The sequence below is a fragment of the Candidatus Albibeggiatoa sp. nov. BB20 genome (assembly GCA_016744725.1).
Taxonomy (GTDB): Bacteria; Pseudomonadota; Gammaproteobacteria; order Beggiatoales; family Beggiatoaceae; genus Albibeggiatoa.
In genome coordinates, this window is record JADGDW010000030.1 from 1 (window position 1) to 23352 (window position 23352).

The following is a 23352-nucleotide window of genomic DNA, read 5'->3' on the forward strand; positions in this document are numbered from 1 at the left end:
CTATTACTCAATCAGATTTCTGGAGCTAGGCGGGGTCGAACCGCCGACCTCTACAATGCCATTGTAGCGCTCTCCCAACTGAGCTATAGCCCCTTCACTTAACGTGAAGACAGCTATTATAGCGATTTACATTTTATTGTCAATAATCTTTTTAACAATCTGTAAATCTTTATTCAATTCAAACGTGCTTCTTAAAACTGCCGCACTGCTTGCTTAAACTGAATAAGCTGTGAAGGTTGCGCATTATACCGAATTTCTAAGTAGAGGCAAGTGATTTTTCTGATTTTTTTCTGATTTTTTAGTTCAATGTGTTCAATGCGATTGGCAAAGTCTTGTGCACCCTCATAAGGCAAGCGTTTTACGCCATACCGAGCAGCAACTTTACGACAAAATTTTAAATACCATTTTTGAACTTCATCATATTTATGTTTAGGGCTAAAATACATCCATAAGGCAATCATAAGTAAAATAGTCGCAACACTGGAAACTAAAGCAACAACCATCTGTTTCCAATGCATAGAACCAAAACCGAGCATTTTTAATAATTGCTGTTGACGTTCAGGCCCATAACCTAACACCCATTGATTCCAGCCATTATTCATTGCATCCCACACTTGTTGCATTTGTTGCCATGCTTGAACCAAACCTGAATTAGCCCCGAATTCAATACCTAACAAAGGACTATATTCTTGAGGGAGTGCAGTATCAATACCCAGCTCAACCCGTTCAGGTGCAACTGCAGCTGTTGGATCAATTCGTACCCAACCCTGATCTTTTAACCATACTTCCGCCCACGCATGAGCATCACGCTGACGTACAATTAAATAATCACCGAGTGGATTCATTTCACCACCCTGATAACCTGTGACAACTCGCGCAGGAATGCCTGCAGCCCGCATTAATACTACAAATGCTGCTGCATAATGTTCACAAAACCCCTGCTGTGTCTGAAATAAAAATTCGTCCACCGTATCATCAATTAACAGTGGCGGATTTAGCGTGTAATAAAATGGCTGCTGATTAAAGTAGTTTAAAGCTTGTTTGATAATCTCTTCTTCATCACGGAATTGCTGTCGCCATGTTTGAGCTAAAGCCCGTGCTTGCTCATGCTTACCTGTAGGCAAACGCAAGGCAATCTGATATTGCTTAGAGTTAATTGACGTTGCTTTATAATCTAAGTAAGAAGTTGCCTTGTAACGGATTAATTGCTGTACGGGGAATTTTGCCAAGATTTGGTAATCTTTGGTCATATTACTGATGGATGCGGGTGCTTGTTCAGGAATATCCAGAGCAAATAACCATTGTTTATTATGTGGCTCGAGCGTCACCGTATAATGATAAGGTAGGCCTTCACGTTCAAACGGTGCTTGTTGTTTATTTGAAATTTGCGCATGACGGTATAAAGCCGTCCATTTTCGTCCATCTGTCCACCATAAAACAGGGCCTCGCCAATAAAGCTGAGATTTTGATGGCATTTCATCATCAAATTTAACCCGAAACGCGATTTCATCTGATTGACTTAATTCGCTAATATTACCCATGGTCATGCTGTCACTAAAGCCTGTTCGACTACTGTGTGCATCTTTGGGTAAACTCCAGAATGGCCCAGCAATACGTGGAAATAAAATAAACAACACCAACATAATAGGAATGGCTTGGATTAAAATCGTGCTGGCTAATTTAAGTTTTTGTTTCACCTTGATTACTTGATTTTGATCGTTAAGACTAATCAATGTTGCGGTAATCACCACCATAACCATGGCCATATACAATGCAGTTGGAATTGATTGGGAATATAGAAAGTTAGTAATAATTAGAAAATAACTGAGAAAACAAACCAGTAGTGCATCACGCAAATTGTGCATTTCTAACATCTTTAAGCCAATCAACACAATAAGCAGTGAAACGCCCGCATCTCGTCCAAAGAGAGTTTGGTAACTTAAATACACCCCAATAAATGTCAGTAGTGCAATGGCAAAACGTAATATGGGTGGGGGCAAAGCCTGTTTGTTTTTGGTTAAATAATATCGCCACGTAATAAGTGCAATAAATACAGGGGCAATCCACCAAGCAAGATGAGCAATATGCGGTAAGGTGACTAAAACTAATGAAAGTAATAGCCATTTTAAAGCGGGTAAGGTGGGATAAAGAGTGCGTTGTTTCATAAGTTCTGATAATTCTAGCGATACTTCGGATAATGTAGGTAATTGTTCTGGCTTTATCAAGCTATGAATTATGAATATAAGGGGGTCGTTACACTATTTTTATCAAAAATGTTGAAACCCATTATATTGACTATAGAGTGGGCAATCCTACACAATTACAGGTATAGCATAATTTGAAATGTAGAATCACCCATTTTGAATAATCGGTTAAACAGGTTTAGGCTGTAAAAAATGTCGTGGTTCATCTGTGGTGTGAATTTCACGTTGTGGGAATGGCATCCGAATGCCTGCAACACGGAATCTATCCCAAATTTTCAAATACAATTGAGACTGCACTTCCAAACAATTCGCTTGCTGCCAATCAACAAAATATTCAACTCTGAAATTCATCTTATACTCGGAAAATTCAGTCAAATAAATTTGATAAGCAGGGTCTTGCAACACACCTTCTTGATGATCCAAAATGTCACGCACGATTTTCTCAGCTGTATGCGGATTAGAATCAAAACCAATACCAAAATTAAGTTGAGATTGAATAATTTGATTGTCACGTGTCCAGTTGGTAAATGAACCCGAAATTAAATCAGCATTCGGCACAATCACTTCCTTGCCATCATCCGTCCCCATGGTCATAGAACGAATTCCAATCCGTCGTACCGTGCCATGACTACCGCTCAACGTCACATAATCACCTGTACGCAGTGGACGTTCTACCAGCAATAAAATACCACTTAAGAAGTTATTCACAATATTCTGCATACCAAAACCGATACCAACACCTAATGCACCCGCAAACACCGTCAATGCCGTTGGATCAATACCCATGACTTTTAGAGTTGCGAAAAACCCAATCAAAATAACCGCATATTGCACAAACACCGATAAACTATGCCGAATACCTGAGTCAGTAATCCCTGCAAAAATCCACCGATAACTGAGGCGATGTGACCAACTCCCTAGCCAAAATACACTCCATACCACAAACACAGCCATAAGAATATTGATGACACGAACCGCATCATTTTCACCTAGATTCACGAGGGGATAATTCAAAATTTTAGAAATATTGTCACGCACTGCAACATCTGAAGACCAGCCCGTAATCCAAAACAACACTGCGATAGCTGAAGCAATTAATACAAATGTGGTGATTTTCTGAATCAATGGAATAATATCTTCAGACCATAATTCAGCAAACTGAGCTTGACTGCGTTGTGAACCAGCCGCTTTTATAAATTGAATAAAATCATCCGCTAAGCCTTGGACAATCAACCAGCCAACCAGCACTAACATAAGCCAACTGACTTGTTGTGCGACGGTCCAACCTAAACTGATATAACCAATAATGCCCATGATTGATACGGTAAGCACAAATACTTGTAATAAGGTTGCTACTAAATTAACCACCCACATCCAGTAAGTACGTTCTGTACGCTGCATGAAATACAATATGAGCTGGCGGATTTGTAATAATGGGAAAAGCAATAAACCAAGTAATAACATGAAGACACTATCAATTAAGTCACGCATAGATAAAGAAAAATTCATTGCGTAACCTTCATATTCGGTATGAACCAGTGATAAGATCAACACCACAATACTCATAAAAAAGATAATCCAGCTTAACTGATGAAATACCTTGCGCCGATTTTCTGGTTTAAAGTCCAAATTTGACAGAACTAACCATACAAAGCTAATGGCTAGTTGCATTCCAACCAAGCTAATAATAAATACCAGCGGCAAAATAACACTCAAATAGGATGGTTGAACAACCCATGCACCTAATAATAATGCGCCTGTCACTGCAAAGGTGATGAAATTGAAATGAATTAATTGAAACAGTAATAAAAAGCTAAATCCTAGAAAACTAGAGCTATCCGCAGGTTTGAGTTTAGAGCGTGTATAAATCACGCTAATAGTCAACAATAAAATCAACCAGCCTGTGATAACCCCTGCTATTTTTATCCACTGTTGTTTCGTTTGGCTATAAAATGCTTGTGCTAAACCATCCCATGAAATTTTAACTTGTTTAAAGAAATGTTTGGGAATTTCGATGGTTTCTTCATAAATAGTCAGCCATTCAGCTTGATTGTTCGGTAACTTACGCAAACGCAACAATGCCTTAGTCATATTTTCTTTGTAAGCAGATTCAAATGATTCTAGTAATTTATCACCGTGTTCCTGTAACTCTGGTAATTTAGCTTCAGATTTTTTTATTGTTTGTTCTAATTCATCTAAAATGGCTTTGGCTTCTTGACTAACCTGTTTATTTACTGTGGCTGCATTTTCGGTACGTTTTTGTAAAATAACTTTCTGTTTATTTAAAACCTCAATTTTGTTATGCCACAAGTCGCCTAGTTTATGCATATCCACTAGTAGGTCTCTTAATTCTTCCATCCGACTTTGTAAGTTTTCTAACCAATTAGGAGAAAATTCAGTGGGAGGAGGCGCATCTACCAATAATTGCCATTGCTCAAGTTGCTCTTTGATATGACGTAATTTTAATTGATTAACTACATGTTGCGCTAATTCATTGGCTTGTTGGATTTTAATTTCTAATAAATGGTGTTGAGATAGATTTTCATCGGTTGCAGATAACTTACTTAATTCCCAGCGTAAATCTGTTGCATGATTAATATGTTGCTGTTGTTCAGCCTGCATTTTTTGTTCAAGTTCTTGCTTTTGCCGTTCATGATATAAAGATTCTAATTTATTATGCCATTCCACAGCCGTGACCAAGTATTTTTCTCTAATTTCAATCTTGCCCTTAATCACTTCCATATTTTTGATTTGTAACGCTATAATTTTTTGTAAATACTGTACTTTATTTTCTTTTACAATCACATGTTTATCTTGAAATTCTTGCAATTCAGGCTCAGCAGGTGGTGTTTTGCGTAGCACTTCTAATTTAGCAATTTCATTTTCTGTATATTGTTGTTCACGTTCTAAATGTGCCTGATTACTTTCAAGTTCCAACTTGAAATTATTGAAATCAACTTCGGTACTGTCTCTATCTAAGCTGGCATCTTCTAGCATTTTAGACAAAGTTTCAGCGGTAGCATCCGATGATTTCAATTGCTTGATTTTTTCTGGCATCTCCTCTTTGGCTTTTTTTACATGCTCACGTTCTATAGTTAACGATGATTCCGCTTCTGCAACCAATTGTTCACGCTCTTTAATCAACTGCATTTGGTTTATTTCGTATGTTTTGGTAAACCAATCTACAGCCAATAAAGTTTCTCCCAGATACAAATTAATTTGCGGTGTTAACAAGTCTAATAACTTTTGATTCAATAAATTAGCTTGTTTTTGATTGCTGATAACCGTTGGAATCAATTCCAATAAAGGCTTCAATTCTTCAGTCAGTTGCTCAGCAGATAATGCTTGCAATTCGGTTAAACGAGCTTCTAAAGTTTTAATATACTCATTTCTTAGCTCTATATCTTTTTTAACTTGTTGGCGTTGAAGTAAAAAGTCATTTAAGTGATGGTTGATTTCTTGGCGTTGTTCAACCGCTTGCTGTACTTCATCATCGCTGAACTCGGTTTTATCTGTGATCGCAGCTAATTGAGTTTTAATTTTTTTTTGTAGCTTAGGTGAGCTTTTGCGGCGTTTTTTGAGTGATGATTGATTATCTTTGATGAGTTTCTGCTGGATTTTGTCCCAATCAGGGGTAACTTCCAGTGCGGGTTTAAAAATATCTGCGTCTTGTTGTTCTGAAGTATCAGGTTCTGCTACAGCAATATTAAGCCATACCAAGCTGAGTAGAATGACGCTAATAAAGTATTTCATGACTAGCCCCTCGAAATTTTATTGAGTTTATCATAGCATATTTGGATTTGGCTCAACACGATTCTGTTGAGTTTAGCTTAAAGGTGATGGATTATGATTTTGCACATATATTGTTGATTTTAAATGGCATTAATTGGGTGGGGGTTGCTTTCACCAAGATAACTTATGTGTGAAAATAGGACTGAATATTAAACTTGTTTAATACCCGCGACTTGCACTGCTAATTTGAGTAATTCATCCCAAACATTTCCCATTGCCATGCCTTTAATAATGCGGTCAATTTGGGCAGTTTGTTTAAGAAAATAATGCCATTTGTGTAAAGAATGACGTTTAATTGCGGTTTTAACCAAGTTTTGGCGATTATTCCAAATACGGTATTTACGGAAGACTTGGTCTGGTGTTTGTCCATTTTGTAGAGCATAAGCAATCTGGGCTAAATTTCTAATTTCTCTATCCAACGCCCAAGTAATTAAAACGGGTTCAAATCCTTCAGCCCGTAAACCATTGAGTTGACGCACACTGCGTTTGATATTACCTGATAGAATAGTATCAACCCAATCAAAGATTTCAAACCGAGCATTATCAGCAACAGTTTCCATAACTTGAGACAATTCAATTTTGCCTTCGCCGTACAATAATTTAAGCTTTTCAATCTCTTGAGAACACGCAAGCAAATGGCCTTCCGAACGTTCTGCAATAAAATGGGCAATTTCTTGATTGGCCTTCAAACCGTGTTGACGCAAACGCTGACCTACCCAATCTGGTAGGCTTTTCGCGTCAATAGGCCATACTTGGATAATGACACCCGCTTTATCTAATGCAGTAAACCACTTGCTTTTTTGTTTGCTTGAGTCAATTTTATCCGCTGTAATAAGCAATACTGTATCTGCTGGTGGTTGTTGCAGATAGGCCAGCAATGCTTTTGCCCCATCATTGCCTAAAGATTTATTACCTAATCGCAGCTCAATCAAACGTTGTTGCGCAAATAGTGATAGATTGTTGGCCTCATCAATCAGGCTATTCCAATTAAAGTTTTTCTCTACGGTGAGAATGACCCGCTCAGAAAAACCCTTTTGGCGAGCAAATTGGCGAATGGCATCACCACATTCCATCATTTGTAATGGCTCATCCCCTGTTAAGAGAAATATGGAAGATAGGCCATGTTGTTGTAAATGCGGATTAAGTTGGGCTGCTTTTAACTTCATAATAGGTTAAGAAACACGATCCAGTTCTAATAGTTTGCTGGTCAATTCAGCAGAAATGCCATACATTCGGGTCATTGCCATTTGTGCGCCTAAATTGTCTCCACTACCTTTTTTAGTTAAAGCTTCATTTCCGAGCTTGTGGAACTGGTCATGAATATCAAACATGGACTCAAAAACTTCACGAGCTTTGGGGTTATGTAGTTGCCCAATTTCCTGTTTGCCATCACCATACATCCATTTTCCTAATTCACAACTATGCGCATCAGTACCTGTAAAATTGTTTTCACCTTTCAGAGCTGAATCCAACTCTTTTAAGTAATGAATATGATCATTTAGGCGTTTCATAAAAAAGGTTTTGCTTGTCATTATACGGTCTCCTGATACCATCTCATTATTTTTATACTGTACTAAATAAAGCTTATCATGTTTTAGTCTTAAAGTTTGCAAGTGGATGATATTTTTTATGTAACTTAAATTATTTAAATTGGTTTTATATACTCTTTATTCAGAATTAATACATGTTTCTTTAATTATATCGGCATAGAGTTTGAATCTGAGTAGTCATTGACAGATTTTTAGTAAATGACAATAATTTTAAGTCATTATATTTTATTAACAGGCGACTAGGTAAGGGTGGCTATGCTTTATTTAAAAAATATATCAATTAAGAATAAGTTACGCGCCATCATTGTATTGACCACGACCTTAATCGCATTGGTGGCTACCAGTATCTTTATTGTTACAGATACTCTAAATCTACGTAAAGTCAAGATAGCAGACTCATTTGTATTAGCAGAAATCATGGCAAATCAAAATATTTCTAGCCTACTATTTAATGAAAAAGCCAAAGCAAATAAAAATTTAACCGCGTTGCAGGCAAATCAACAAATTATTGAAGCTTATATTTTTGATTATCAGGGTGATAAATTTGCCAGTTATACAAAGATAGGTAAGGATTTGACCGTTGTAACAAGATCAGTATCACTAACAGATTATTACCACGCGTTGAGTGGGCACACACGAATACAAGATGGTTATTTTTTCAAAGGCTATCAATTACATGTTTTCAAAGGAATAATATTAGAAGATGAATATATCGGCACTATTTATATACAAACAGATTTAGAGCAAATGCGTCATTACCTGTACCAAGCAATCGCTATTGTCTTATTTGTTATGTTTGCCTCGTTTTTAACCTCTCTCATTTTGGCCTCATATTTTGAAAAATTGATTACCCAGCCAATTCACAATTTACTCAATGCAACCCGTGAAGTATCTAAATATAAAGTGTATTCAGTCAGGGCTGAAGCGGTTGGAAATGATGAGTTAGGTATGTTAACCAAAGAATTTAATACGATGCTGGAGCAAGTGGAACAGCGTAGCATTCAGCTTAATTTATACCGTGACCATCTGGCTGAAATGGTAAAAGAGCGAACCAAAGCCTTAACCGAACGCACTCAGGAATTGGTTGAAGCCCGCGATCAAGCCATGGCAGCGAATAAAGCCAAAGATACTTTTTTAGCCAATATGAGTCATGAGCTGCGCACACCATTGAATGCCATTTTGGGCTATACACAGATTATGGGGCGCAATAAATCTTTATCTGCTGAACAAAATGAGGGGCTTAAAATCATCCGACAAAGTGGTGAATATTTATTGACCTTGATTTGCGATATTTTAGATTTATCCAAAATCCAAGCAGGCAGAGTTGATTTTCATCCCAATGATTTTGATTTAAACAGCTTTTTAACCAATATGGCAGATTTATTTAAAGTACGTGCAGATCAAAAGGGATTGCAGTTCAAGTATGAATTTGCTGAAACTTTACCCAATGTGGTGCAAACTGATGAAAAACGTTTGCGCCAAGTTTTAATTAATCTGATTGGTAATGCGCTGAAATTTACTAATACAGGGGAAGTGCGGTTTTTTGTCACCAATGATGGAGACAAGATTGAGTTTAGAATTGAAGATACTGGGATTGGTATTAAGGCCTTGGCATTAAACGAGATTTTCGAGCCATTTCAGCGTATTGGAGAACAAGAGTATCAATATGAAGGCACGGGTTTAGGCTTAGCAATTACAAAGACCTTGGTTGATATTATGGGTGGTGCATTACAGGCACGCAGTGAAATTAATCAAGGTAGCTGTTTTTGGTTTTATTTAGAACTGCCTGAAACGAGTGCTGAGATTAAACCAAACAAATCAATCGAGCTGTGTGCTGGTGAAAATACCCAATATTCGGTTTTAATCGTAGATGATAAATCCGAGAATCGTTCTATGTTGGTTAAATTATTAGAGCCACTGCATTTTCAGATTCTACAAGCCAGCAATGGTTATGAAGGCTTAGACCAAGTAGATGAATTGCATCCAGATTTGGTGATTACCGATTTAATGATGCCTGTGATGGATGGCTTTGATATGGCACGCGAAATCCGTAAACGCGATGAGATTAAACATACTCCAATTATTGCAACGTCCGCTAGTGTGTTTGAGCAACATCAATTAGCCAGTATTGAAGCAGGTTGTAATCTGTTTTTACCTAAACCGATTCGAGAGCAAGAGCTGATTCAAGCAATTTCACAATATTTAGAATTAGCATGGTTGGATACAGTGAATTTACAATCTGAGCTGGCTCAGTCGAGCAATGAAATCAGCCCTCAATTTATTAGTATAGAACAAGCGAATACTATTCATGAATTGGCCGCTGTTGGTGATATTGATGCGATTGTGGATTATATGCAGAGATTAAAACAAGATAATCCAACGAACAAAGAGTTGTATACACAAATCACAGAATTAGCTGATAACTTCGACATTGATGCAATCCGAGATATGGTTAAGCCCTTTATGACTGAGGATTGCTGTATAAACTAGTTTTCTTAGCTATCGATAGACTGTGCTAAAATCATGACCCGTTAAATCGCACGATTGAAAATCATGGTACGTCCTATTCTCAATATTATTGCAGGATTATTTGTACTTGGCTTCATGTTATGGGGCTGGCAACAAACTGCACAAAATATGCGCCAACCTGCTGATTCTCTATCATTAGCAGATTATGCGGCGAAAAAAATTCAAGTCTTAGACCGCAATGCAACCCCGCTTAATATCACGTATCAAAATCGGTGGAACGTACATGACTACGTGCCATTACATGAGATTCCTGAGATTTTGCAACAAGTCTTTATTCTGTCAGAAGATAAGCGGTTTTATCAGCATAATGGTATGGATTGGGTCGCCCGTAGCCATGCGATGTGGCAAAACATCAAATCGCTAGAAGTGGTGCGTGGAGCGAGTACGATTACTGAACAAGTGGTACGGATTATTTATCCTCGGCCACGTACATTCTGGTCACGCTGGCGAGAAGGTTTTGAAGCTAATTTGTATGAGCAAAAATTTTCCAAAGCTGAAATATTAGAATTTTACTTAAACCAAGTTCCGTATGCAGGTCAAAAGCGCGGAGTGGTGCAAGCAGCCCGTTATTATTTCAATCGAGATTTGCAAACCTTAAATTTAAAAGAAATGATGGCTTTATCGGTATTGGTGCGTTCGCCGAGCCGTTTAGATTTGAAAAAAGGCACTGATGAAATTGAACGGCCAATTAAAGATTTAGCTGTTCGTTTATGGGCGATGAATTTAATTACAGCAGAGGATTATCAAGCGGTATTAAATCAGCCATTGCATATTCAAGATTTTTCACTTCCCATCAAAGCCACTCATTTTGTTAATTATGTGCAGCAAAACAATCTAAATTCACAATCAGAAAAGCCACGTTACGCCAAAGTCCGTACAACTTTAGATGCCAGTTTACAGAAAAAAATAGCAGCAATTTTGCAACAGCGTCTCGCTGATTTAAAAGCCCGTGAAGTTGGTAATGGCGCAGTATTGGTTGTAAATCATCAAACCCAAGAGATTTTAGCGTGGGTTAATGCCAATAATGACGTACAATTTTCTCACTACGATGCGATTACTTTGCCCCGTCAACCGGGTTCAACGTTGAAGCCATTGCTTTATGCTTTAGCTTTAGAAAAAGGCTGGACAGCGGCGACACTGATTGATGATTCGCCATTAGCAACACCTGTAGGAACGGGTTTACACACTTATCATAACTACAGTCGTCATCATTATGGATTATTGCGTTTGCGTGATGCCTTGGGTAATTCATTGAATATTCCTGCAATTCGTGCGGTTCAATTTATCGGCGCGGATCATTTTTTAAAATCGTTACGTCGGCTAGGGATGTATAGCTTAGATGCAACGGCGGTTTTTTATGGTGAGGGGCTGGCGTTAGGGAATGGCGGTGTGAGTTTGTTGGAATTGGTGCAGGCTTATACCGTATTGGCCAATCAAGGACAATTTAGACCTTTAAAATCTCAGTTATTTTCAGGCAATCAAATCGGCGAACAACTGCTTTCATCTGATGCGACTAGTATTATTGCCAACATTTTAGCTGATGCAGATGCGCGGCGTTTAGAATTTGGGCGTAGTACCTTGCTACGTTTGCCCGTTGAAACAGCAGTTAAAACAGGAACTTCAACTGATTATCATGATGCGTGGACACTAGGATTTAATCATCGTTATACGGTTGGGGTATGGTTAGGTAATTTAAGTCAACAACCGATGAATCAGGTATCAGGGGCTAGTGGCGCGGCTTTAGTCTTGCGAGCAGTATTTGCAGAATTGAATCGACATGAGCAGACGCAACCTTTATTCCGCAGTGACAATGTAGTACCTATTGAAATTTGCCGTGATACGGGTTTGAAAAAATTAGATAATGATCGTTGTAGTAGTCGGATGGAATTATTTATTCAGGGCACTGAACCCAATCAAGCTCACATGGCACAATTATTAGCGAGAAAAAAACAATTGCCCCCTCATCATATTTTTTTGCAGCAGCCAACCAAAGGTTTACAAATTGCCTTAGACCCGCGTATTGCTGATGAATTCGAGCAATTTAAATTTGAATTATCCAATAATCCTATCGAGCATGCATCACATATTGATTGGTTGCTTGATGGTGAGATTATTGCCACGACCGCAGCCAATATTCGACATTATTTATGGTCTCCTGTTCGGGGTAAACATGTGGTACAAGCTCAAGTTCAGCGACATCAAGCGGCTGCATTAGAAACTGCTCCGATAACATTTTATGTGAAATAATGGGCTGATTTATTAAGTTTGTAATCCGTTGAATGATGAGGGCAATATGAAACGGATTATCTAATTCCCAAATTCTATTTGGGAGTAATGTTAAGAAGCTCTGCTTCGTGTAGTCGCTTGGAATTTTTTAGGTAAAACTACTGTATGTAAATACGGGAAGCTGAGCTTCCATTCAGTACTCCCAAATTCTATTTGGGAGTACTGAATACAGCCCGCCACTGCCATGCCTGCTTTTCTCGCGCTAGAAATACAGCAACAGATTGATATAATTAGATATTTATAAATATCTGCACCTTAAGTTAATAAAGCAATATTTTGGACAGTTTCTGAAAATGCTAAAATCAAAAATTATCCAAATTATAACCATAAATAGCAAATTTAAAATTGGTAACGTAATGACACAATAAAGCTGCGTAATAGTTGTGGGACATTGGCTGGATTCGCGCGTGAGTTACTGCCCGCATTATAATAGCGACGGTTTAAAAGATTATAAATATCGGCGCTGACTGACCACTGGTCATTAATTGTCGTGCCTAAATGCAAATCTAATAGAACATAACCTGGCGTTGTATTGTCTGCAGCACTGCTATAGCCATTATTCATACTGCCAATCATATAAAGTTTTGGTGTAATCACATAACGGTTTTTATAGCGAAAAGTCGCGCCTAATTTTAATTTATGCGGTGAAATATAGCGTAATTGCTCTTCTACCTCACTGCCTTGCTGTTGGTCATAACCTTCAATATAGCTGTAATGCGCCCAAAAATCAGCATCCCATTGTTCAGATAAATCTGCTTGATACAATAAACTTAAGTTAGCACCATATTGCTTTGTACTGCCGAAATTTTCATGACGGGTTGCAGCTAAAATATATCCGCCTTCAATAAATTGATTTGGTTCATCCACACCAACACTTAATATACGATCATCAATCGTTGTGTAATAAGTATTGATTGACAGTTGTAAATTATCTTTCAAACTATGAATGACATTAAGCTGTAGGCTACGGGCTTTCTCGGGTTCTAAGTCCTCAGATAAGCTATGAAAGAAGAAGCTTAAATACTCATCGTCATCATTTTTTACACCTGAGAAAATGCCATACACTTCATGTGTGTCTTTAGGTGAGGGAGCGCGAAATGCCTCGCCGTAAAATAATTTTAAAATAGTTTTATCAGTAAGCTGATATACAATGCCTAAACGCGGATTAAAGGTGCTGGAATAACGCGAACTTTGGTCATAACGGATGCCCACACTGGTGGATAAATTGTCACGCCAAGCGGCTTGCCATTGCATATAATAAGCTGAGCTATGATAACGTAATTCATAAATATCAATGGGTAAGGTGTTGTCACTGCCCCAATGATAAAGATTTTGTTCTGTTGGGGCTTTGGCTGTATCATAAGGCAACGGTAAATCAGTGGTTTTAGGAATACTATAAAACTTTTCAAAACTCAGCCCTGCAATAAACTGGTGCTTTTCATTTAATTGATAACTAAATTGTTGCTCAACACTGGTTTTTTCACCTTTAGAATAAATATAACTGCTTAAATAATCGACATAAATATTTTTAAAACGCGAAGTCGGATCAATCTCATAATCTGCATAATTTAATAAAGTTTCAGTTTGAAATTGTGTTGTCCAATCTTGCTTAAAACGTATAAAAACACTATTGATTTCAGTACTCCATTTTTCATCAGGCCCAAAGGCTGTTGCATTCGCATTGCTACCCGCAGAACTTGGATTAAGTAGAAAATGATGATTGAATCCAATAGTAAGTTGTTCGTTATAATCTGCTCGTGCAAAGAAATGTTTGCTTTCATCACGCGCATAAAAAGGAGAACGTTCAGCGGCAGTTTGATAGGTTTTTTTGCCTAAGGTGACAAGATCACCCATTTGGTAGACATCAGGATAATCATTAAACACATCCGCATAATCGCTTTCTTGTAATTGACCGCTCAAATTAAAAGATAATTCATCAGTCAACCTGCCACCAAAGTTAAAGCCATAACGTCGATATGAATTTGAACCTGCTGAAATAGATAAAGATTGCTGTTCAGGATAGGGTTCAGTAATGATGTTAATCACGCCGCCAAAGGCATCCACACCATATAAGGCCGCAGCAGGCCCGTAAACAATTTCAATTTGCTTAGCATGACTTAAAGGGAAATTATCTGCAATTGGTATGGTTTCACCTGTTGGGGAGTCGATACGTACGCCATCTTGCAAAATTAAGAACTTATCATTACCAACATGCCCATTCATCACAACCGTATGATACCTGACTTGACTGCTGTATTTGTGTACATCAATCCCCGGTAAATCTTGCATCAAATCAAGTAAGTTACGATATCCTCTATCTTGAATTTGTTGCTGGGTAATGACTAAGGTTGCAACAGGCGTATCTTTAACACTTTCTTCCATTTTTGAAGCGGTTGTGACAGAAACATCTAATAATTCCATCAAAGATAACTGCAATAACTGCGTGATCTCGGCTTCAACTTTTTGCACGCCCATGGCATGGACATATGAATTAAGGAGTATCCACCCTAAAACACAGGCTGTTATAAAAGTATACGGTCGAGGATTCATATTTTGTTATCCTTATAAATGCATTCACTAGATGCGAAAGAAGCAATTTCTAGGCAATGTTTATATTATTAATTTGTAACGACTCAGATCACCCATGCCAATAGAACAAAGTCAGGTTTTGTGATGTGTAAATACGACCGTTAAATGAATAATTTACAGTAATTGGTTGATTACCTCGTTCCTATGCGCCGCGTAGGAATGCAGTCAAGGTACGCCGCGTCACGAATCTGCTACTCGACGTGGCGCGTCGTGAAGGCATTCCCACAAAACTTGTGGGAACGAGATAAAAATCCTGTTCATCCATTAATCCGCTGCATCCTGTTCAAAATCCCGCAAATAAATTTTATCATTGCTTTTCATCACTTGCCTATTGGGATATTATCATTTTTAAGTAATGTTTGGAGTGATTGTCATGTCTCATGATTTGATGGTAAATTATCAGCAGAATATACAAAAAGCAGTACAGCTATTAAAAGCAGAGGGTTGTGAGCAGGTGTTTTTATTTGGTTCTTTGACGCATGGAGAGGTTCGGCACGGTTCAGATATTGATATTGCTATTCGTGGTTATCCTTCGGAGTATTTTTTCCAGCTAACAGGCAAGTTGTTATTGGCATTGGATTATTCTTTTGATTTGATTGATTTAGATAGTCAAGATGGATTTGGACAATATTTACAGCAGCATGGGGAGTTAGTGCGAATTGATTTCTGAGAAGCTTATTACTGTTACTAGAAATCTGTACTAATCTGTTAGTTCAATTTATTCACATCGTCATCAACTCAGCAATGAAACATTGCCTGACAAGCCTGTTATGTGCGTTTAGGTGGGCTGTAACGTGTCCACACCATAGGCGTTTAAGTTCAAAGCTGCATTGAGGTCACGGTCAATATTAAGACCACAATCACAATGGTAAGTTCTGTCACTTAAACATAACTCTGTTTTAACTTGACCACAGTTTGAGCATGTTTTAGAGCTTGGAAAGAACCGATCAGCAATAACCAGTTTACAATTGCGTAGTTTAGCTTTGTATTGTATCTGTGTTCGTAAATAGCCAAATCCTGCATCAATGATGCTACGTGCTAACTTATGATTCTTCACCATGCCTTTAACATTTAAGTCTTCAATCACAATGCGGTCAAAGTGACCAGTCAAATAATCACTTAATTCATGCAATACGGCTTGTCTTTGATTGCTAATACGAAAATGTAGTTTTGCCACTCGGAGCTTGGCTTTTGCTCGTAATGCAAAAGAATCATTGACATCTTTCTTTTTAAATTGCGGAAAACCTGCTTTTTGCTTAGCTTTAACACGTCTAAAAAAGTGCTTGTAGGCATTATCTAAATTATCAATCGCATTACGAGTCACACGGCTAGAGACTTCTGTATACCATTCGAATTGCGGGCGGATTGTTTTGATATAATACTGGTAAGCGGCAGATTTAGACCATTTGTTATCTTTGAAATAAGCGAGTAATTGATTGTAACAATGACGACGTGAACCGCAAGCTTTATCCAAATAGACAGCTTGTTCCTTTGTCGGTCTGAGTTCAACTTTATGCGCTAACAACATCATTCAAAGCTTCCATTTACTTCTTATTTTTATCGCTACGACTACCATATAAGCGAGCAGAAAATACGGTGATGATTTCCAATACATCTTGAGCTAACTCTTCCTCAAAACTGGGTTGTTCACCTTGGTGAATAATGATAATTTCTATATTCTGTTTTTCACATAAACTAAATATTAATTCTGCTCCAAATTACATTTGTTTAGACGATCTAGCCGCTCGACAAAAAGCCCAAAGTTTAGATTTACAAATCATTGGCACAATCGGCATTTTAAAATTATCCCATCAATTACAACACATATCAGCACAAATATTCCTACAATATTTAGACAACTTAATCCAAAAACATGGCATGTACTTATCTCCTAAACTGTTATATAAATTGAAACAGCTTTGAAATAAACGCTAAATTCAAACAAGCCCGAGAATGGGATAATAATGTGGCGTGGGGTGATGAGGATATTTGAACAGGATGTAACAGATTCAAAGATAGACAAGATAAAAACAAAAATCCGATCTTTCCAATCATCGGTTTAACCTGATTCTAAAATCAAAAATTCTCAGGCCTTACCTATAATCATCAAAAGCTTATCAAGCCAATTCTGATCTAAAACACTTGTATCAATGCGCAAATTCACTCAAAATATGACAAAATAACAACATAAATGAGGATGCAAGATGCACACATCTATCCATGGTCAATGGTCATCAAGATTGGCTTTTATCCTTGCGGCGACGGGTTCGGCTGTCGGTTTGGGTAATATCTGGCGGTTTCCTTACATTACAGGTGAAAACGGTGGAGGGGCGTTTGTACTGGTTTATTTAGCCTGTATTTTCTTGATTGGTTTGCCCGTAATGATGGCCGAAGTAATGCTGGGGCGTAAAGGTCGTCATAGTCCAATTAATACGATGAGTATTCTTGCTCGAGAAAATAACCGTAGTCAAGCGTGGCAATTGATTGGCTGGTCTGGTGTGATTGCAGGGTTTCTGATTTTATCTTATTACAGCGTGATTGCGGGTTGGTCACTGGCATATATTCCACGGTTGGCAATGGGTACATTCTCGGCTGTATCCGATTTAAGCTCAACCGCAGCGATTGCAGAATTTGCAGGCGGTCAATTTAATGGATTGATTGGTGATTATCAGCAACTGATTTTTTGGCATACCTTATTTATGATTGGTACGATGGTGATTATTTCAGGCGGTGTGCAAGGCGGTTTGGAGAAAGCCACCACGTTTATGATGCCAGCCTTATTTGCTTTATTATTGATATTAGTGGGTTATGCTTTAAGTACCGATAAGTTTATGGAAGGCTTTTTATTTTTATTTAAACCAGACTTTAGTCGCGCCTTAACGGGAAAAGCCATTTTAGATGCACTGGGGCAAGCCTTTTTTACCTTAAGCTTAGGAATGGGCGCAATTATGATTTACGGTGCGTATTTACCTAAAAATGCCTCGATTGCGTTTACCACCACCATGATTGTGATTGCAGATACTTCCGTTGCATTATTAGCAGGATTAGTGATTTTTCCATTGGTATTTTCTAACGGACTTGAAGTGGCTGGTGGTGCAGGACTCGCCTTTCAAACTCTCCCCATTGCGTTTGGGCAAATGCCTTATGGCTCTATTTTCGGCACATTATTTTTTGTATTATTGAGCTTAGCGGCTTGGAGTTCGGCGATTTCTATTATTGAACCTGCAGTCGCTTGGTTAGTAGAAACAGATAAATTTAACCGCTTATCAGCCAGCTTACTTTGTGGTATTGGTGCATGGCTAATGGGTTTCTTAACTATTTTCTCATTTAATATTTGGGCTGATGTCCATCCATTGGCTTCTATAGGTATTGAAAAAACTTGGTTTGATTTGCTGGAATATGTCACTTTTAATATTATGATGCCATTGGGTGGCTTATTTATGGCTATATTTGTTGCTTGGTTTATTAATACAGCCACAACTTCTGAAGAATTGCATACTTCACAAAATAGCATTAGATTTAAACTATGGTTATTTTTACTACGTTACGTTACACCGATTGGGGTTGGTATTGTATTCTTAAATGCAATTGGTGTACTTAAAATGATTGGGGTTGTCGCGTGACCGAGATTTATAAGACCGCCTTAGTCGCACATTCAGCAGAAGACATGTATCGATTGGTGAGTGATATTGAAACTTATCCAAAATTCTTGCCTTGGTGCAAAGCGACAAAAATTTTATCTCAGCATGATACTGAGGTGATTGCCAGCATTGCAATGGGTGTTGCAGGTATGGAAAAATCCTTTACCACCTCGAACATACTACAACCAAATGAACTTATTGAAATGCACTTACGTGAAGGCCCTTTCAGTCATTTATATGGTAAGTGGGAGTTTCAGCAATTGGGTGATGTCGGTTGCAAAGTCGCATTGCGGATGGAATTTGAAATTTCAAATACGATTTTACGTTTAAGTTTAGAACCTATTTTCACCCGCATTGTTAATTCTTTAGTCGATGCTTTTGTTCAACGAGCCAACGATTTATATAGAGCTTAAATATGATTCATATCGAAGTCGCGTATGCCAGACCTGAAGAACAAGTCATCATTCCAGTCGAAATGGAAGAAGGCGCAACGGCTGAGCAAGCTATTCAACAATCTAAAATTCATCAACGTTTTACTGAAATCAATTTATTGAAACAAAAAATAGGGATTTTCAGTAAGGCGTGTAAATTAGATACAGTGCTTAGAGATGGTGATAGGATTGAAATCTATCGGCCACTGATTGCAGACCCAAAAGCAGTGCGTAAAAAACGAGCGGCGGAAGGTAAAGCAATGCGGAAAGGAACAGACTAGCCCGTTGGCTAAAATTATCAAGCTAGACTTTAATACTTTATGACTGCCAATCCTTGCTGGGCTGGCAGCATTAATACTCTATAAACCAAAAAGTCATAATTACTTAAGTATTAATCACGCCGTTGGTTTATCTTTAGGATTTTCATCAGGGTTTTCATTATCGTCGCCATCGTCTTCTTCCCAACGTTCCAATTCTTCGCTGACCCATTGTTTTACTTTGGTTTCTTCTGCTTCTAATAGTTCTTCAGCCTCATCATTAACCCATAGGCGAATTTTTTCTTCTTCACGTGAGGTTAATTTTTCAATCCCGAGCATCAGGCGGTATGTCTGTGAAAACGGCAAAAAGGGTAAAGAGAGAATAACAGCCGAAATGACAATAAAAGCAGCAACAATAGCAATGCTTCCTGTCGTAGCCTGCTCAGCCAGCTCAATACCCAGCTTATCCAAAAATTTTAGATTTGAGAATATCTCTCGAAATTCAGCGTAATAGCTTTTAATATTAAAAGCAGCAATAGCAGAAAATAGTGCAATAGCAACTAACATTAAATCAGCAAAAATGCGAATTAGAAAATATATTGCATAAATGCTGAGAAAAACCCCAATAGCGGCGAGTAATTCCGTGTCATACGGTGTCACTGGTGTCATTCCTCTCAAAAGGTGGTTAACAAACTAGTCACTGATATTTCTCACTCAGTGGATTGTCTATTTTTAATATTTCTACACCATTATAGTGTATGAATTTATCAAAACGATAACGGCTCAGTTTTATTATTTTTTTTACAGCAAACCCAAAATAGAGCGGCTCAATATTCATATTTTGCTATAAGCTTGAGATATTCTTTACTTAAATTTTATCAAATATTAGGAGCTTAATAAAAACGGTATAAGCCACTTGATATTGACGCACACAAATACCTTTTTCTATCAATATTTAAGTTATTGTTTCTGCATTATACCTAAAATAGAATCTTGGTGTGAAATGGAATAAAAAACACATTTTAAGCATGAATTTATGCTGATACAAATCATACTGCAACAATAATAACGTTATAAATTATATATTTAAAAAGGTGGTATTCTATACTTAGTTTATCAGCTTCATTTTTATACAAAAGAACAATATCGTTTTTTTGAGCGTGGACTAAAACAGAAATGTTGTAACTCAAATCAAATAAAGCAATATCCATTGGCTGAAGTCCAAAATAGGAAGCTTTATTCATCATTTCACATTTAGATAAAAATACCGATTATTTTAAAATAAGCTGTATCCTCATTGTCTACCTTTGCAAAATTAAACTGGAACATATTGTTGGTATTGATTTTGTTTGATTTTTATTTTGACTCAGATAGATTTAAATCCGTTTCTGTCACTATTAAGGAATAAAATAATTAATAAACTGTGTTTCAAGCAAAAATTTTAACTTCAATCCCTTGCAGTGAAATAAATTACGAGTAATATAGAAACTATAGACCAGTAAACCCGACGACTGGTAATCAAACTAAATGGGCGACTTGATGGACAGCGAAATGCCTTCTCAGGAAGAAGCATCCTCTAAAAAAGTAACAGTGACCTTAAAGCTGGATGCTGAAGTTGTGCGCTGGTTCATGAAACAAGATGATGGTGAAGACTATCATAGCCGTATTAACAACTCATTACGTGCTTATATGGAAAGTAAACAACGCCAGCAAGTGAAAATTGCCCGTATCGAACAAATTAAACGCCAATTAGCAGAGAAAGGGCTGGGTTAATGGCTAAGCCATCTTTTTTGACCATTATTTATGGTTTGATTTTTCTGCTATTTGTTTTATCCATCGTATGGTTTTTGCGTAATTTTGAATACGTTACCGAAGATATTGATATTGGCTATCAAGGCAAAGCAAAATATAACGCTCTCTACGCTGCCCAAAAATTTGTTGAAAAAATGGGTATTCCCAGTGAAAGCTCGCGTTCAGTTAATAAACTCAATATTGAAACCTTAAATCTCCAAGATACTGTGGTATTAAAGCAAAGCTCTTTTGCCTTAGCAGAATTCCATGTTGAGCGTATGTTGCACTGGGTTTCACAAGGTGGCCATCTGATTTTAGATAGTTATACTTTGCATTCTCAAGATGATGATGATGACGAAATCGATGATTATTTTTTACATCATTTAAAAATCAAACAATATGAACATGATTCAGATGAAATTGAGGATTCAGAGCCGCATCAATTTAACTGGCAAGGCTATAAATTAGAGGTTAAATTTGATCCGCATTATTATTTTGAAACAGAACAATTTACCAATAGTAAAATTCAATCCAGTAATGGCACTCATTTATTAAGTTTTATACATGGCAATGGTCGTGTTACCGTGCTTTCTGACACCGATTTCATCAAAAATAAAACCATTGCTAAATATGACCATGCTCAATTTTTATGGCATTTAGTCAATTTTGAAAATCGGCTACCACATAAAGTTTGGTTTATTCTCACAGCGGAAGCTCAATTTCCCAGTTTATCGAATCTATTATGGGAACATGCTAAATGGCTGGTTATCAGTGGAAGTATTCTGCTTATTATTTGGTTATGGCATATTAGCCGCCGATTTGGCTCAATCTTACCCATTCCTGCAAAATCACGCCGACGGTTGCTAGAACATATTGAGGCCAGTGGACATTTTCTATGGCAGCAAAAACAAGCGCATTATTTACTGCATCAAGTGCAACAACAGACTTGGAAACGACTTGCAATTGTACATCCTCAATGGCTTCATTTGCCGCAAGATAAGCTATGTCAGCATTTATCAGACATCACCCATATTCAAGTCCAAGAAATCAGGCAAGCCCTGCAACTCGCACAAACCTCTGAGCAAGCCATACAAATCCAGCTCACGGAAATTGATTTTACCCGTGCGATTCAAGTTTTCAACATGATAAGGAAAGTCTTATGAGCACCCCTACGAATGACTCTATTGCTCGTGCTATTGAGGTCGTTCAGCGCATCCGTACTGAAGTTAAACGCGCTATTGTCGGCCAACATGATGCCATTGACCAAGTGTTGATTGCGTTGCTTGCAGCAGGTCATGTATTGATTGAGGGTGTACCCGGTTTAGGTAAAACATTGCTTGTACAAGCGTTGGCGAAAACATTTGCAGGACAATCAACACGGATTCAATTCACCCCTGATTTAATGCCAAGTGATGTCACGGGTCACGCGATGTACGACATGAAAACTGAGGAATTCAGGATTAGAAAAGGCCCTATTTTTACCAACTTATTATTGGCTGATGAAATCAACCGTGCACCTGCCAAAACTCAAGCGGCTTTGCTTGAAGTGATGCAAGAACAACAAGTTACAATTGAAGGCAAAGCTATTTCTGTTACGAAACCTTTTATGACATTGGCTACGCAAAATCCTGTTGAGCAAGAAGGGACTTACCCATTACCTGAAGCTCAATTAGATCGATTTTTACTGAAGATTAAAGTGGATTATCCAACTGAATCAGAAGAAATCAGCTTAGTACGTCAAGTTACATCAGCAAAAGTGGGTGAAAGTTTGGATGTGAGCAATGTTTCTACAGTGATAAAACCAGAAAATATTCTCGCTTTACAGAAAGTGGCGGCGAATTTAAATATTGATGACAAAGTGTATGAATATGCGGTTCAAATTGTACAAGCAACCCGTAATTGGTCAGGCATAAGTATGGGAGCTGGACCTCGTGGTGGGATTTCTTTAATTCGAGCCGCACGCGCTGCCGCCGTTTTATCTGAACGGGACTTTGTGACACCAGATGATGTGAAAGATATTGCATTAGCCACTTTACGCCATCGAATTCGTTTAGCGCCAGAGTTAGAAATTGAAGGTTATGATACCGATAAAGTGTTAATGGCTATTTTAGAAAAAGTAGAAGCACCCAGATTATAAAAAATCACCTTATTTAGTTATGGTGCGTTGTACAAATCTATGCTAATAATATATAGTCGTTTTACTTTAAAGTGATACAGGACTGGCAGTCCTCGATTTTAAAAATGATTGATATTTAAACAATAACAGGACTACCAGTCCTCAC

Annotated in this window: 17 protein-coding genes, 1 tRNA gene and 1 pseudogene; 10 read left to right on the forward strand and 9 right to left on the reverse strand. The window is 37.7% G+C overall.

All coding sequences use genetic code 11. The annotated features are described in order from the left end of the window. Window positions 1-20 precede the first annotated feature (20 nt). The 5 genes from ABXH34_RS05260 to ABXH34_RS05280 all read right to left on the reverse strand — a co-directional run bounded on the left by ABXH34_RS05260 (window position 21) and on the right by ABXH34_RS05280 (window position 7507). A tRNA-Ala gene (locus tag ABXH34_RS05260) sits at window positions 21-93 on the reverse strand. 98 nt (window positions 94-191) lie between these two features. After that, entirely contained in the window at window positions 192-2165 is a 1974-nt protein-coding gene (locus tag ABXH34_RS05265; RefSeq protein ID WP_353570820.1) for a transglutaminase TgpA family protein, read from the reverse strand. Between the two features lie 207 nt (window positions 2166-2372). Beyond that, complete coding sequence (locus ABXH34_RS05270) at window positions 2373-5957, reverse strand: mechanosensitive ion channel domain-containing protein (protein ID WP_353570821.1); 3585 nt, start codon at window positions 5955-5957, stop codon at window positions 2373-2375. Between the two features lie 188 nt (window positions 5958-6145). After that, complete coding sequence (gene holA / locus ABXH34_RS05275; RefSeq protein WP_353570822.1) at window positions 6146-7162, reverse strand: DNA polymerase III subunit delta; 1017 nt, start codon at window positions 7160-7162, stop codon at window positions 6146-6148. 6 nt (window positions 7163-7168) lie between these two features. Beyond that, window positions 7169-7507: a CZB domain-containing protein gene (locus ABXH34_RS05280; protein ID WP_353570823.1), complete on the reverse strand. Its 339-nt coding sequence runs from the start codon at window positions 7505-7507 to the stop codon at window positions 7169-7171. Window positions 7508-7801: 294 nt separating this feature from the next. Here ABXH34_RS05280 and ABXH34_RS05285 point away from each other — a divergent pair, with 294 nt between their 5' ends. Together ABXH34_RS05285 and ABXH34_RS05290 are read left to right on the forward strand one after the other, a co-directional pair. Next, on the forward strand, window positions 7802-10036 hold the full coding sequence (locus ABXH34_RS05285) for an ATP-binding protein (protein ID WP_353570824.1): 2235 nt from the start codon (window positions 7802-7804) through the stop codon (window positions 10034-10036). Window positions 10037-10099: 63 nt separating this feature from the next. Next, a complete protein-coding gene (locus tag ABXH34_RS05290; protein ID WP_353570825.1) occupies window positions 10100-12322 on the forward strand; it encodes a transglycosylase domain-containing protein in 2223 nt (740 codons plus the stop codon). A gap of 378 nt (window positions 12323-12700) precedes the next feature. Here the strand turns inward: ABXH34_RS05290 and ABXH34_RS05295 are convergent, their stop codons facing one another. Beyond that, window positions 12701-14911: a TonB-dependent receptor plug domain-containing protein gene (locus tag ABXH34_RS05295; RefSeq protein WP_353570826.1), complete on the reverse strand. Its 2211-nt coding sequence runs from the start codon at window positions 14909-14911 to the stop codon at window positions 12701-12703. Between the two features lie 412 nt (window positions 14912-15323). Between ABXH34_RS05295 and ABXH34_RS05300 the strand changes: the two genes are divergently transcribed. Then, window positions 15324-15620, forward strand: a complete 297-nt coding sequence (locus ABXH34_RS05300) for a nucleotidyltransferase family protein (protein ID WP_353570827.1) — start codon at window positions 15324-15326, stop codon at window positions 15618-15620. Window positions 15621-15728: 108 nt separating this feature from the next. Here ABXH34_RS05300 and ABXH34_RS05305 read toward each other — a convergent pair whose 3' ends face one another. Continuing rightward, window positions 15729-16481, reverse strand: coding sequence for an RNA-guided endonuclease InsQ/TnpB family protein (locus ABXH34_RS05305; protein WP_353570828.1), 753 nt, complete (start codon window positions 16479-16481; stop codon window positions 15729-15731). Between the two features lie 13 nt (window positions 16482-16494). After that, window positions 16495-16668 (reverse strand): annotated as a pseudogene (locus ABXH34_RS05310) (recombinase family protein); the annotation flags it as partial. Here ABXH34_RS05310 and ABXH34_RS05315 point away from each other — a divergent pair. The 4 genes from ABXH34_RS05315 (at window position 16613) to ABXH34_RS05330 (ending at window position 19303) form a co-directional block, all read left to right on the forward strand. Then, window positions 16613-16873 (forward strand): PIN domain-containing protein, encoded by a 261-nt coding sequence (locus ABXH34_RS05315; RefSeq protein ID WP_353570829.1) that lies wholly within the window; start codon window positions 16613-16615, stop codon window positions 16871-16873. The pseudogene ABXH34_RS05310 and the gene ABXH34_RS05315 overlap by 56 nt on opposite strands. Window positions 16874-17154: 281 nt before the next feature. Continuing rightward, window positions 17155-18573: a sodium-dependent transporter gene (locus ABXH34_RS05320; protein ID WP_353570830.1), complete on the forward strand. Its 1419-nt coding sequence runs from the start codon at window positions 17155-17157 to the stop codon at window positions 18571-18573. Next, on the forward strand, window positions 18570-19004 hold the full coding sequence (locus ABXH34_RS05325; protein ID WP_353570831.1) for a type II toxin-antitoxin system RatA family toxin: 435 nt from the start codon (window positions 18570-18572) through the stop codon (window positions 19002-19004). The genes ABXH34_RS05320 and ABXH34_RS05325 overlap by 4 nt, the downstream gene beginning before the upstream one ends. Window positions 19005-19006: 2 nt before the next feature. Further along, window positions 19007-19303: an RnfH family protein gene (locus ABXH34_RS05330; protein ID WP_353570832.1), complete on the forward strand. Its 297-nt coding sequence runs from the start codon at window positions 19007-19009 to the stop codon at window positions 19301-19303. A 114-nt stretch (window positions 19304-19417) separates the two neighbouring features. Here the strand turns inward: ABXH34_RS05330 and ABXH34_RS05335 are convergent, their stop codons facing one another. Beyond that, complete coding sequence (locus ABXH34_RS05335) at window positions 19418-19948, reverse strand: hypothetical protein (protein ID WP_353570833.1); 531 nt, start codon at window positions 19946-19948, stop codon at window positions 19418-19420. Between the two features lie 858 nt (window positions 19949-20806). Between ABXH34_RS05335 and ABXH34_RS05340 the strand changes: the two genes are divergently transcribed. Genes ABXH34_RS05340 through ABXH34_RS05350 form a run of 3 tightly spaced genes read left to right on the forward strand, consistent with a single transcriptional unit; the run spans window position 20807 to window position 23207 of the window. Next, complete coding sequence (locus tag ABXH34_RS05340) at window positions 20807-21052, forward strand: BrnA antitoxin family protein (RefSeq protein WP_353570834.1); 246 nt, start codon at window positions 20807-20809, stop codon at window positions 21050-21052. Further along, entirely contained in the window at window positions 21052-22233 is a 1182-nt protein-coding gene (locus ABXH34_RS05345; RefSeq protein WP_353570835.1) for a DUF4350 domain-containing protein, read from the forward strand. The genes ABXH34_RS05340 and ABXH34_RS05345 overlap by 1 nt, the downstream gene beginning before the upstream one ends. Then, the gene (locus ABXH34_RS05350) at window positions 22230-23207 is read left to right on the forward strand and encodes an AAA family ATPase (RefSeq protein ID WP_353570836.1); all 978 of its coding nucleotides are present in this window, start codon (window positions 22230-22232) and stop codon (window positions 23205-23207) included. Before ABXH34_RS05345 ends, ABXH34_RS05350 begins: the two co-directional genes overlap by 4 nt. Window positions 23208-23352 lie beyond the last annotated feature (145 nt).